At 45.1% G+C, this 13,453-nt stretch carries 12 protein-coding genes; 5 read left to right on the top strand and 7 right to left on the bottom strand.

The genetic code is table 11. The annotated features are described in order from the left end of the window. The first annotated feature begins 1 nt into the window (after position 1). Positions 2–730: a TrmH family RNA methyltransferase gene (locus tag ACFODX_RS13155; protein WP_378119828.1), complete on the top strand. Its 729-nt coding sequence runs from the start codon at positions 2–4 to the stop codon at positions 728–730. A gap of 36 nt (positions 731–766) precedes the next feature. Here the strand turns inward: ACFODX_RS13155 and ACFODX_RS13150 are convergent, their stop codons facing one another. The 4 genes from ACFODX_RS13150 to ACFODX_RS13135 form a co-directional block, all read right to left on the bottom strand. Beyond that, positions 767–1,633: an alpha/beta hydrolase gene (locus tag ACFODX_RS13150; protein ID WP_378119826.1), complete on the bottom strand. Its 867-nt coding sequence runs from the start codon at positions 1,631–1,633 to the stop codon at positions 767–769. Between the two features lie 23 nt (positions 1,634–1,656). Continuing rightward, positions 1,657–2,577: a polysaccharide deacetylase family protein gene (locus ACFODX_RS13145; RefSeq protein WP_378119823.1), complete on the bottom strand. Its 921-nt coding sequence runs from the start codon at positions 2,575–2,577 to the stop codon at positions 1,657–1,659. 126 nt (positions 2,578–2,703) lie between these two features. Then, on the bottom strand, positions 2,704–3,921 hold the full coding sequence (locus tag ACFODX_RS13140; RefSeq protein WP_378119821.1) for an acyltransferase family protein: 1,218 nt from the start codon (positions 3,919–3,921) through the stop codon (positions 2,704–2,706). A 31-nt stretch (positions 3,922–3,952) separates the two neighbouring features. After that, positions 3,953–4,552: a CIA30 family protein gene (locus ACFODX_RS13135; protein ID WP_378119819.1), complete on the bottom strand. Its 600-nt coding sequence runs from the start codon at positions 4,550–4,552 to the stop codon at positions 3,953–3,955. Positions 4,553–4,813: 261 nt separating this feature from the next. Here ACFODX_RS13135 and ACFODX_RS13130 point away from each other — a divergent pair, with 261 nt between their 5' ends. After that, positions 4,814–6,442 carry an RNA polymerase sigma factor gene (locus ACFODX_RS13130; protein WP_378119817.1) on the top strand — a complete coding sequence of 543 codons (1,629 nt, stop codon included), beginning with the start codon at positions 4,814–4,816 and terminating at the stop codon, positions 6,440–6,442. Between the two features lie 2 nt (positions 6,443–6,444). On the opposite strand, the gene ACFODX_RS13125 is transcribed toward ACFODX_RS13130, so the two are convergent. The 3 genes from ACFODX_RS13125 to ACFODX_RS13115 form a co-directional block, all read right to left on the bottom strand. Continuing rightward, on the bottom strand, positions 6,445–7,941 hold the full coding sequence (locus ACFODX_RS13125) for a SpoVR family protein (protein WP_378119815.1): 1,497 nt from the start codon (positions 7,939–7,941) through the stop codon (positions 6,445–6,447). Then, positions 7,938–9,212, bottom strand: a complete 1,275-nt coding sequence (locus tag ACFODX_RS13120) for a YeaH/YhbH family protein (protein ID WP_378119813.1) — start codon at positions 9,210–9,212, stop codon at positions 7,938–7,940. Before ACFODX_RS13120 ends, ACFODX_RS13125 begins: the two co-directional genes overlap by 4 nt. Positions 9,213–9,287: 75 nt before the next feature. Continuing rightward, on the bottom strand, positions 9,288–11,210 hold the full coding sequence (locus ACFODX_RS13115; protein ID WP_378119811.1) for a PrkA family serine protein kinase: 1,923 nt from the start codon (positions 11,208–11,210) through the stop codon (positions 9,288–9,290). 328 nt (positions 11,211–11,538) lie between these two features. Here ACFODX_RS13115 and aat point away from each other — a divergent pair, with 328 nt between their 5' ends. From aat to infA, 3 genes are all read left to right on the top strand, one after another. Next, positions 11,539–12,252, top strand: a complete 714-nt coding sequence (gene aat / locus ACFODX_RS13110; RefSeq protein ID WP_378119809.1) for a leucyl/phenylalanyl-tRNA--protein transferase — start codon at positions 11,539–11,541, stop codon at positions 12,250–12,252. Positions 12,253–12,274: 22 nt separating this feature from the next. Next, positions 12,275–12,982 (top strand): arginyltransferase, encoded by a 708-nt coding sequence (locus tag ACFODX_RS13105; RefSeq protein WP_378119807.1) that lies wholly within the window; start codon positions 12,275–12,277, stop codon positions 12,980–12,982. A gap of 207 nt (positions 12,983–13,189) precedes the next feature. Further along, positions 13,190–13,408, top strand: coding sequence for a translation initiation factor IF-1 (gene infA / locus ACFODX_RS13100; RefSeq protein ID WP_324257676.1), 219 nt, complete (start codon positions 13,190–13,192; stop codon positions 13,406–13,408). The last annotated feature ends 45 nt before the right edge of the window (positions 13,409–13,453 follow it).

The raw sequence follows: 13,453 nt of genomic DNA, 5'->3' as shown, positions 1-13,453 counted from the left end.
CATGTCATTAAAACTGGATGAAGCCAAAAAACTCCACCACAAAAAATACCGTACCGAATTCGGTTATTTTTTGGTGGAGGGTGAACATTTAATTCTGGAATTGGAAAAAGCGGCTGCGATTAATCCGGCGCTGAACCACTGCGAATTATTTGTGACCGAACAGTTCAAGGATTTTCCGAGCCAGTTTAAAAAACATCTGGTCAGCGAAAAACACATGGCGCAGTTGTCCGACACCAAAACGCCGCAAGGGATTATCGCTGTAGCGCCCCTACTGAATAACACAGGCACTCAAACAGCCAACGAAAAAATTATTTACCTCTATGAAGTACAAGACCCCGGCAATTTAGGCACCATTTTGCGCAGCCTCGCCTGGTTCGGCAACTTTCGCTGCCTGCTCAGCCCTGGCTCGGTTGATCCTTACAACCCCAAAGTGGTTCGCTCCAGTATGGGCGCGATTTTTCATGTGCCGATTGAATTGGATGTACCTGTCGAATCACTGGCTGAACGATTCACATCTATCGCCACACTGGATATGAACGGAAAAGCATTGAGTGATAAGAGTTTTAAAAATTTTGACTGCTACCTGTTTGGCAATGAAGCGCGCGGTGTACCGCGTGAGGCACTGCAGGCGATGAATGCACAAGCGTTTACTATTGCAGGCTGCGGGGCGATTGAATCGCTGAATTTAGCTTCAGCGGTGAATATGTGTGTGTATGAGTTAAAAAGATAATTGCGGCAGCTGCAATAGCAGCCGCAATCAGGAATATTATTTTTCCAAGGGCAAGGTTGCCATCAATCCCTTGGAGAGCAAACCGGGAAAAACACTGTGATGGCTTTCCCCTTGCAATACTTCAACACGCAAATTAAATCCCTCATAGTTGCGTGAGCGCAATTGTTTTTCCATCGCCAATAAATCAGTCACCATTGGGTAGTAATCATTTTCAAGTGATCCAACGAACATAGCGACGTTAACTGGTAGACGGTTATGGTTTTTGGCAAAGGCTTGTTCAAGGCTAAACATAACGCGATTGTCATACCACAGGGATGGGCTGCCAATAATGTAATCAGTAAACAAGTGTGGCTTTTTAAATAAAATATAAGTGCCGAGCAACCCGCCGTAAGAATGCCCAACAAAAACCCTTTTGTTTGAATCAATGCGATATTTTTTCTGCAATAAAGGGATTACCTGACTTTCAATAAAATCAACATACTCTTTGGCGTGACCAGACGCCTTACGAGCCGGGCTCGAACTCCCGTTTTTATCTGTCGGTGAAAATGTAGGTGTGTAATCGCGTGTACGGCTCAGCATACGATCATCACCTTTGGAGTAGGAAATACCCACCACAATCGCTTCCTTAACAACAGCTCCTCCCATTAATGCCATAGCACCATTGGTAATCGGAAAAGCCCAGCTAGTATCATTAACAATGATTAACGGGTAAGCCGTTTTTGTATCCGGATATGACTTGGGTAGCTGTACATAAAGTTCATAATCTTTATTGTTGCTATTCGCATGAATGTTAATAGTTTCATAGGCGGGATAACCAAATGGGGGTAGCTGGTTTGCATAACTGCCATTCATAAAAATAACAGCACCTAGCACCAGCAACGCAAAAGCTTTTTTGATAAACATGTTATTCCTTTATTTATGATCAATTATTGACTAACAATCACGCCTGCCTTAGCAAAAGCCTGATCCAAATATTGTTCATTTTCTGATGGATGACGTAGCTCAGCATCGGGAATGCCTTTGCTACTGGCAATAGCGGCAACCCTGCCCTGCTTATGCAAAGCAACTTGCGGAAAGCTTTTTGCGATAGGGTCTTTATAGGCTTGCTGGGGCGAAATAATTTTCCAGCCTTTGCTGCGCAAATGATTTACCAGATCGCCCACAAACAATGCCGCTGCATCATTTTCATGCAATAAAAGCACATGCCGTGGAGAGCGTTTTAATGTTTTTTTGGCAATAGCATCATAAAACTCAATAGAGTCATACAAACTATTCACATAAAAATCACGGGCTTTTTCATAATCAATGGTTTTCTTTTCTTCAGCAGCTTTGGTGATGAGCGAACTGATATACCAATCAAAATTATCGACAGTGACATAACCATCTTTATAGCCAAGCTCGGTCAGCAAAGCTTGCAACTGGCTAATGTCCGCCAGATCTTTTCCATAATGCAGATAAGGAAAACGGTGAAAGTTCAGTACATTTTTAAAGGGCTTTAGTGCTAAATGTGCTTTGTAGGCATCTTCAGCGTAGGCGTTTACGCCTATTTGACTTGCAGATTGATGGGAAAAGCTGTGGTTTGCCAAATGAAAGCCGGCATCCGCATATTGTGTTAAACGCTCTGTATTTTGGGAATCTATGTGGCCTGCTTTTACAAAGATCAATGCATCGGGTACGTCAGCCTTTTTTAATGCATCAATAATTTTTTGGGTTCGCTCGGCACCGGTCATTAATACTGAGTCAGGCGTGGGTGCATCATCAAAGGTCAATGCAATCTCACGGGCATTTGACATTGAGGTAACACAAATCAATATCAAACTGAACAACGACAAAAAACGCTTATCCATAAAAAATCCTGATTATTATGTGGTTAATCCTTTGGTGCCATCCAAAAGAGGGGGGTAGAAATAAGAGCAGATAGAAATAGTACAAGGTTTATCGACTATCATCCAACCCAATAGTTCAAACTCATTTTATATCGCTTCACGGCGATAGAACAAAAATCGCGGTTTGGAGGTTCCATTCAAAATAGCCCCAACGATTGTCGAGCGAATAAGTAAATCGTAAATCACAAGGGATATAACAACGGTCAATAGTGAAATGCTGGCAAGTTTTATCGACCAATGCCAAGGCAATTCAGCAAAAGTAATTTGCAGGAAGATAACAATTGGCAAATGGATTAAATAAAGCCAATAGGATGAATCGGCAAGGTAACGGATTGTTTTGCTCGGGCGATCCAAAAAGCGCCTGAATAAGCCAATCGTCAGTGCAACCAACAACCACATCATAATGGCATGACTGAACACAAAGCAGGCTTTCAACAGTGAGTAGTGAGGATGCGTGAGTTTTACCGAGAGATCGTAAATCACGCTTGTGATAATAATTCCGCTCACACAAAGTAAAAACTTACTCCATGTCAAACGAGAGAACTGTTCGATCAGCTTTGTTTGCCGATGCAACAACCACCCGAAAATAAAAAAAGCACCGTACACCAGCAATACCGGAATATTGGGAACCAGTGTTTTATCGGGCGTATCTACGCTCCAGTAATTCATAAACCACAAGCAAATGGCGGAGGGAATGGCGAGCGCAAATATTGCAAGCTGCGAATTGCACATCCATTTCATCGCACTATCACTCAATTGCACTACTTTTTGTTGTAGCGGATTATGTAGCGCTAGCAAATAACGCAAAACAAGAACAAGCGCGCTGATTAATAACAGATAATATAAAAACCATAGATGCGTGCCCACCAATAAGTCAGTTGGTAATTTTGCGAGGCTGGCAAAACCCGACTGGAGTCCAGCCAGAATATTAGCCTCGCCGCGCATGCTTTCGCCGCCGATAATCCAACCGGAAACAAGCAGTGGCCGCAGTAAAAACCAACCCACCACAAACGGTACAAGAATGCGAAAAAAACGCGAGCGCATGAAATTGCGCCCGCCTTGGTTATGAAAACTCATATGGCTGAAAAAGCCGGCAATCAGAAAAAATAATTCCATGCGAAATGAATGGGCGATCATGACAAACAGCGCAACAACAGAACTGGTTGATACATCCATGACTGCCCAGCCAATAAACATCGGCATAAACGACAGGCTTGCATGAAACACAATGCCTAGTATCAGCGCAAAGGCTCTGGCAGCGTCTAAATAATCCAACCGCTGGTTGTTAAGTATTGGTTTATTCATAAGATTGCCCAACATGATTACGTTGAATGAATTAATAAAAACTCACTTCATCGACTGCAAAATCAAAACTGCCTTTTGCCATGTCATAGGCGGTAATGCTGATGCTGTTGAGGGTTTTGGTATTGAGCGGAGTCTGTTCAGACCAACTGCGTTTCATTGAGCCAAATGGAATTTTAACTTCATGAAATTTACCGTCGGCAGCCACTACAATGAGCGCGACGTGATAGTCAAAATTGGTAATCTCCGTGCTGTTAGCAGACACGGAAAGATTCCCGCTATTCACTTTAATCAGCAGACGAACACCTTCAAAGGCGCTGCTGTCTTTGGGCGTTCCCTGCGCTTCAAGTGGCAAGGCAATACTCGCCCAACCCGGTTGTCCACGCGGGGGAATAATTTCGCCTTTTGTTGAGATCACACCTTTCACTATCTCTTGTTCGGTTTTTGTGTTGCCACCCGCCATAGTGTCATTCACAAAATAGCGCGGAAAACCCAAGCTGGTCTGCTGGGCATTGCTAAAATCATCGACAACCGGAGCCATACCTGATCCGAAGCTGATACTTGCAGATGCCAGTAACGTGGATAGTAATAAAGGTTGAATAAACATTAACGCGCTTGCCTTACGATTGTTCATGGGTGCTGCTCCATCCTGAGTGTTTTGCCCTGAGGCGCTACTGGAATTAACATGCTGTTAACATGCGTGGGTCAAACACAGCATTGCCGTGCCTACCAATAAGTGCCGGAACGGAAAAGAAAGGTGACAAAAAAATGCGTTTTTCGTGTTATCTGATAAAAAATTGAGTTTTTTCGGGAGCGGTGACATTTTTTTATTATGTTCTTGTCACCTTTTTCATAAAACGGGCACTTATTGGCTCAGAGCCAGAGACCAAAAACCATGAGCCTATTTAAAAGACGAAAACCGTTGTTCGATTGGAACGATGCCGATTTGGTGATGGCCTCCTTGGGAGGCGATAGGGATGCCTTTTGCACCATAGTGACCCGCTACCAGAATTTATTGTGCGCACTGGCTTATTCGGCCGTTGGGGATTTAAAACACAGTGAGGATATCGCCCAGGAAACCTTTATCGAGGCGTGGAAAAAACTCGACACCCTGCGCGATCCGGAGAAATTAAAATCCTGGCTGTGCGGAATTGTTCGCTTCAAAGCCAGTCACTTTCGCCGCAAAGAAGTCACCCAACCGGCAACAGATGCCCATGCCTTGGATGACTACGAACATGAGCTGCCCGCGCAGGGGAAAATTGAAGATGACCTTATCAGTGCCCAGGAGCAGGCACTGTTGTGGCAAGCATTGGAAAAAATGCCCGACACTTATCGCGAGCCGTTGATTTTATTTTATCGCGAGCAGTGTTCCATTGAACATGTTGCCAATCAGCTGGAGCTAAGTGAAGACACAGTAAAACAACGGCTGTCGCGTGGCCGTAAATTACTGCAACAAGCCATGGTGAATTTTGTGGAAGATACTTTGGCAAAAAGCAAACAAGGCACCGCGCTCACCTTGTCCGTCCTGATTGCAATTAAGGATATTGCACCCGCCATAAAAATCGCCACTTTTGGTGCAGGTGCAGCAAAGGCCGGCTCAATTTTTAAATGGACTGCAATGCTGGCAACCCTGGCCGCATTTGCCGGCATTGTGAGCTCTTATTTTGGGATCAGAGCGGCACTTGACCAATCGCGCACCAAACGCGAGCGCCGTAGCGTCATACTCGTCACATTGCTCTATTTTGTATTCACATTTATTTATATTATTGGAATGGTAAGTCTGGAGCACTTTGCCAGAGTCAGCACACAGCAAAATATCGATAACACAAAAATCTATGCAATTGCTTCGCAATTTTTTGTTGCTCTGCTCATCACAAGTTACATTGTTATCACCGTGAAAATGCACAGTGCAATGCGCAGGATCAGAATGCAGGAACGATTATTTTATCCCGAAGCATTTCAAGCGCCTGCTGATCAAATCGGTTCCAAACAGCGTGAGTATAAAAGCCGTATTTGTATCGCCGGTGCTCCACTTTTTCATTTCCGTTTTGGTATGCCGGAGGATGGCGATAAACCACTCGTCGCTTGGGTAGCAGGTGGTAGTCACGCCTACGGGTTACTCTTTGCGTGGGGCGGAGTGGCGATTGCACCAATCAGCGTCGGCATTGTTTCGGTTGGTATTATCAGTATAGGTGCCGTAGGTGCCGGACTCTTGGGCATGGGCACTATCGGCATAGGCGCTATCGGATTTGGTGCTTCAGCCATAGGCTACAAAGCCTACGGTTCTTTTTCAGCACTGGGCTGGGAAAGTGCGGCCAGTGGCGGCTTCTCCATCGCCAGGGAAGCTGCACTCGGTGCAATACCTTTTGCAGAACAGATTAACAATGAACAAGCAGCCGATATTGCCAGCCTGGCACTGTTCTACCAAAGCTCTATTTGGATGCTATCGGCCATTACATTCTTTGTGGTTGTTCCTGCGATTTTGTATGCACACATGGTGCGTAAACGGCTGGGCAAAAAATAAAATCAAGATGTGCGAGATGGACAAACAAAACTTTGTTTAATCTCGCCGCCATCTACTGAATGCAAATGCACATCAAAGCCCCATAAACGATGCAAATGTTTCAGTACTTCGTTGGTTGAACCGGCCAGCGGGCGACGGTTGTGCATATAGTGGTGCAAAGTGAGCGAGCGATCCCCACGCACATCGACGTTGTAGACTTGGATATTGGGTTCGCGATTGCCCAGATTGTATTGCCCCGCCAAATTTTCGCGCAGCTTTTTAAAGCCTTTTTCGTTGTGGATGGCATCCACACTGATTTTCTCCTGCTGATCGTCATCCACAATACTAAACAGTTTTAGATCACGCATAACTTTAGGCGAAAGGAATTGCAGGATAAAACTTTCATCTTTAAAGTTTTTCATCGCAAACTGTAAGGTTTCTTTCCAGTTTGAACCAGCAATTTCGGGGAACCAATGTTTATCTTCCTCAGTGGGATTTTCACACATACGGCGTATATCGCTCATCATCGCAAACCCCAGGGCATAGGGGTTAATGCCGCTGAAATAAGGGTGATCATAAGCTGGTTGGGCCACTACGCTGGTGTGGGATTGCAAAAACTCCAGAATAAATCCATCAGTGACATAACCGCGTGTATAAAGCTCATTCAGCAAGGTGTAATGCCAAAAGGTGGCCCAGCCTTCATTCATAACCTGGGTTTGGCGCTGCGGATAAAAATACTGGGCGATCTTGCGCACAATACGGATAATTTCACGCTGCCAAGGTTCCAATAAAGGTGCATTTTTCTCCAGGAAATACAAAATGTTCTCTTGTGGTTCCGAGGGAAAACGCGCTAGATCTTTTTCAGCATCATGGCTGGCCAATTTAGGAATGGTGCGCCACAAATCGTTCACATGTTTTTGTAAATATTCTTCGCGCTCGCTTTGCCGGCGCTCTTCTTCATGGGCAGATATAGGCGATGGTCTTTTATAACGATCCACACCGTAGTTCATTAATGCATGACAAGAATCAAGAATATTTTCTACTTCGTTAACACCATAGCGCTCCTCGCATTTGGAAATATAATTTTTAGCAAAAACCAAATAATCGATAATAGAACTCGCATCAGTCCAGGTGCGAAATAAATAATTACCTTTAAAGAATGAATTGTGCCCATAACAGGCATGGGCAATGACCAGCGTCTGCATGGTCATGGTATTTTCTTCCATCAAATAAGCGATGCAGGGATTGGAGTTAATCACTATTTCATAGGCCAGGCCCATTTGGCCGCGCTTGTAGGAATGCTCGGTGCTGAGCAATTGTTTTCCATAAGACCAGTGGTGATAACCAATAGGCATGCCAACAGAGGAATAGGCATCCATCATTTGCTCAGAGCTGATCACTTCAATTTGGTTAGGATAGGTATCCAAGCCGAACTCAGCCGCCAGCTCGGCCAGCACTGTATCGACATCCCGGATTAAATCAAAATTCCATTCAGATGTAGTAAACAGTGGTTTTTTCATGCGACCTTCTTATGAAAAAGTTCACGAAATACAGGGTAAATATCGCCTGCTTCACGAATATGCTGAAGCGCAAAACGCTCGGGATACTCTTGTTGAATTGTCTCGTAAGTATCCCACAGCGCTTGGTGTTGATTTTGGGTAATTTCGATATAGGAAAAATACTGACAGCTGGGCAACAACTCATCCACCAAAATATCGCGACAGAGGTCTGAATCCTCACCCCAGTTATCGCCGTCCGATGCTTGTGCGCCGTAGATATTCCAAATTTCCGGTGAGTAGCGATCCTGAATGACTTCCTGCATTAATCGCAGTGCGCTGGATACCACTGTGCCACCGGTTTCCCGCGAATGAAAAAAATCGTCTTCATTCACTTCTTTGGCGATGGTGTGATGGCGAATAAAAACAATTTCGGTTTTTTCATAATTTCGCTGCAAGAATAAATACAGCAGAATAAAAAATCGTTTGGCGATATCTTTGGTGGCCTGATCCATGGAGCCAGATACATCCATCAAACAAAACATCACCGCTTTGGAACGCGGCACAGGTTGTTTAATGTGCAAGTTGTATTTGAGATCAAAAGTGTCCAACCAAGGAATTCGTCCAATTGCCTTTTCCAGTTTGGCAATAATTTCCAAAATATCGGCAATACGAGCTTTTTTTGCAGGAGAATCAGGCTGCTTGTCCAAGGCGATCAGCTCTGCATGTAATTCATCCAATTGGCGCCGCTTTCCGGCAGTAAGCGCTATACGGCGCATATTTGCTGAGCGCAAGGAACGCACAATATTAATGCGCCCAGGCTGCCCTTCATTAGCAATACCAGCACGTACCGTTTTGAATTCCTCCAACCCGGAGAGCTGGCGCTTGACCAAATTAGGCAACTCCAAACCTTCAAACATAAAATCCAGAAACTCTTCTTGCGATAAGGTGAAAGAAAAATCATCCTCCCCCTCGCCGGAATCGCTGGCCTGACTGCCACTGCCCTGCCCTTCACCACCTTGCGGGCGCGCAATTTTATCGCCCTCGGAAAAATGTTTATTGCCGGGCAGCACCCGCTCGTTGTAGCCACCCTGGCCGTGATAAATGGTGGGTTCATTGATATCGCGGGCAGGAATACTGACTTTACCGCCCTTATCAATATCGGTGATAGAGCGCTGATTTACTGCATCAGACACGGCTTTTTGAATCTGCTGGCGGTAGCGCTGCAAAAAGCGTTGGCGGTTTACCGCACTTTTATTTTTGGCATTGAGTCGTCGATCAATTATGTAACTCATATTTCAACCTTATGGTTTACTCACCCATTCAAGCCACCCGGAATTTGCTATTTTCCCGGGCGGCCCGATTAATAGTTACTGGGATTTTCTTACTCTCAAATACCACTCGGACAACAAACGAACTTGTTTTTCGGTGTAGCCGCGCTCCACCATGCGCTGCACAAAATCCTGGTGTTTTTTCTTGTCCTGCACTGAGGCTTTGGCATTGAAGGAAATAACTGGCAGCAAATCCTCGGTGTTGGAGAACATTTTCTTCTCAATGACTATGCGCAATTTTTCATAGCTGCGCCAATCCGGATTTTTACCGGCATTATTAGCCCTTGCCCGCAATACAAAATTAACTATTTCATTGCGGAAGTCTTTAGGGTTACTAATGCCTGCGGGTTTTTCAATTTTTTCAAGCTCATCGTTCAAGGAGGCGCGATTTAGAATTTCACCTGTTTCATGATCGCGATATTCCTGATCCTGAATCCAAAAATCCGCATAGGTAACATAGCGATCAAAAATATTCTGACCATACTCGGCGTAGGATTCCAGGTAAGCGGTTTGAATTTCTTTGCCAATAAAATCCACATAGCGAGGCGAAATGAATTCTTTTAAGGCACCCAGGTATTTGTCCTGCACCTCTTTGGGGAATTGTTCCTGCTCGATTTGCTGTTCAAGCACGTACATTAAATGCACTGGGTTGGCTGCAATCTCGGTGGGATCAAAATTGAATACCTTGGATAAAATTTTGAACGCAAAACGAGTAGACAGCCCGGTCATACCTTCATCAACCCCGGCGGCATCTTTATATTCCTGCAGGGATTTAGCGCGCGGGTCGGTATCTTTTAGATTTTCCCCATCGTAAATGCGCATTTTAGAAAAGATATTGGAATTTTCCGGCTCTTTGATACGCGACAGCACGGTAAATTGCGCCAGCATGCGCAGAGTGTCTGGCGCACAAGGTGCTTTGGATAGCGAGCTATTCTGCAGAAGCTTCTCGTAGATTTTCATCTCTTCGGTAACACGCAAACAATAAGGCACCTTGACGATATAAACCCGGTCAATAAACGCTTCATTGTTTTTGTTGTTGCGGAAGTTCTGCCACTCAGATTCGTTAGAGTGCGCCAAAATAATACCGTCAAATGGAATAGCTCCCAGACCTTCGGTACTGTTGTAATTGCCCTCTTGGGTTGCGGTTAACAATGGGTGCAGCACTTTGATCGGCGCTTTGAACATCTCCACAAATTCCATCAAGCCTTGGTTAGCGCGGCACAAACCACCGCTAAAGCTATAGGCATCAGGGTCATTTTGTGGAAACTCTTCCAGCTGACGGATATCCACCTTGCCGACCAGCGAAGAAATATCCTGATTATTTTCATCACCAGGTTCAGTTTTGGTGATAGCGATTTGCTCAAGAATAGAAGGGTAAACTTTCACCACTTTAAATTGGGTAATGTCTCCGCGGTATTCACGCAGGCGTTTGGCAGCCCAGGGGGACATAATGGTTTTGAGATAGCGGCGCGGGATACCGTAGTCTTCTTCCAGAATTTTTCCGTCTTCATCGGCGTTAAACAAACCCAGTGGTGATTCAAATACCGGAGAGCCTTTGATGCAGTAAATCGGCATTTTTTCCATCAGCGATTTAAGCATTTCCGCCAAAGACGATTTGCCACCACCCACAGGCCCGAGCAAATAGAGGATTTGCTTTTTCTCCTCCAAACCCTGCGCTGCATGTTTGAAGAAAGAAACAATTTGCTGGATGGATTCCTCCATACCGTAAAAGTCACTGAAGACTTTATAACGCTTGATTATTTTGTTAGAAAAAATTCGACTGAGGCGAGAGTCCTGGGAGGTGTCAACCATTTCAGGCTCGCCGATCGCCATTAACATACGCTCTGCGGCAGATGCATAGACACTTGGATCTTTCTTGCAAAGATCTAAATATTCCTGAATAGTTAATTCTTCCTGCTGTGTCGTTTCAAAACGCTCGCGGTAATGACTAAAAATACTCATGATCTACCTCGGGTTAGCAACTTAAGCGGCAAAAGACAGACAATCAAACCATTAACAAAATTCCACTGGAGTTGGGGTTTGGCTAGAGCACCAATCTGTATTACTAAGCATAGTCTTTAAATTTACAAGCACTCAAGGTAATAACAATTTATTGACTCAGATCCCAGCAAAAAATTACACTCAAAAAACGCGCCAACTAATAAAAATTTACAAATCATTTTTTGTAGCAACTGCAGGTTATGGTGCGTTTGTGTTGAACCTTTGCTACCACACACCTTTTCGTATATATCGCATTCTTATATACGCACGTTTTTCAAAACGGGATTTCATGAACAAACTTTATTGGCTAAATGATGACGACCTTTGGTTTCCAGAACCATCCACTGCATTAGAGGAGCCTAACGGGTTGGTGGCCGTGGGCGGAGATCTCTCACCCGAACGTATTTTGGCCGCTTACCGTCTCGGTATTTTCCCTTGGTTCAATCCCGGTGATCCTATTCTTTGGTGGAGCCCCAATCCACGCACGGTGGTATTTCCCCATCAATTACATATTTCAAAAAGCCTGCGCAAAACCTTACGCAAGGGCTGCTATAAAGTTACCTTCGACAATTGTTTTGAAGCGGTAATGCGCGCTTGTGCAGCACCTCGTGTTTACGCCGATGGCACCTGGATTAGTGATGAAGTTATTGCCGGTTATTGTGAACTGCATAGGCGCGGGTTTGCTCATTCGGTTGAAGTCTGGCAAGGCGATAGTTTGGTCGGTGGGCTTTATGGCATAGCGCTGGGCCAACTATTTTTTGGCGAATCCATGTTTAGCCGTGCCACAGATGCGTCGAAAGTGGGCTTTGCCCATTTGGTTCGACAATTGACACAGTGGGACTTTAAGGTCATCGATTGTCAGGTCGCCAACGATCATTTATTTAGTTTGGGCGCGGTTGAAATCCCGCGTGAAGATTTCCAGCAATTGCTGATAAACTTTGCAAATGAACCTGCAGTATATTCTTTGCCTTGGTCAACCCTGACAATTGCGCCCTGGGCATAAAACGGATCTACGCGAGGCAATTATGTCCGACTTGTCGTCCCTCAAACTATTTGCAACACAACCTCACCCCTGTAGTTATTTGGATGGGCAAGAGGCGACGACAGTATTTGTTGACCCTGCTGCCGAAATTAACCCCGGGTTATACACACAATTATCACAACTGGGGTTTCGCCGCAGCGGTGCACACCTTTATCGGCCCCAGTGCCTGCGCTGCCAAGCTTGTGTGTCCTGCCGAATCCCGGTCAAATTATTCAAACCTAACCGTTCACAACGTCGCTGTTGGCAGCAAAATGCCGATATTTCATTACATTTCACACCTGACATTAACACCCAAGAACATTATGACCTCTACGCTCGCTATATCGAGAGCCGGCATCAACGCGGCGATATGTACCCTCCCTCCGAGGAGCAGTACAAAGCCTTCTTGACCAGTGAATGGGGCATTACCCAATTTATTGAGTTGCGCCTGGATGGGAAATTGATAGGTTTGTGTGTATGCGATCTGCTAGGGGACGGGCTCTCTGCGGTCTACACTTTTTATGATGCCGACTTCGAACAGCGCAGCCTGGGTAAATTCGCGATACTTGCCCAGATTGAAAAAGCACGCAGCATGAACCTGGATTATGTCTACCTGGGTTATTGGATTAAGGAATGCGACAAGATGAAATACAAAATCCAATATCGCCCACTGGAACTACTCATCAATCGTCGCTGGATGCGGCTCAATTAGCACACCGCCTCTATCATCAGATGGAGCGACCTTTTTGCTGCTTTTTACCTCGTTAGCAGGAGAAAGCTCCGGTTAAATCCCGCTTTTCGGGGCTTTTTACTTGGCGCCGCTGGTTAATTAAGGCACAATTCACGCCTATTTTTTTACCCCCCCTCCTGTCGCATCAGCGATAGGCAAGAACTGTTTAAAACCTGAGGAAGCTGCCGCATGGCAAAAGACGATTGCATTGAATTTGAAGGCGAAGTGATTGATACCCTACCCAATACTACCTTCCGCGTAAAACTGGAAAATGGCCATGTGGTTATTGCCCATATATCTGGCAAGATGCGTAAAAACTACATCCGCATCCTTACCGGCGATAAAGTCAAGGTTGAGATGACTCCCTATGACCTCAGCAAAGGTCGCATCACTTATCGCGCTCGTTAATTAGCCAGCAAATGAACACAAAAAAAGCCGCATATAGCGGCTTTT

Source organism: Cellvibrio fontiphilus (assembly GCF_042646205.1).
GTDB lineage: Bacteria > Pseudomonadota > Gammaproteobacteria > Pseudomonadales > Cellvibrionaceae > Cellvibrio > Cellvibrio fontiphilus_A.
Note: the sequence above shows the minus strand (reverse complement) of the source record. Positions and strands in the feature narration are given on the sequence as shown.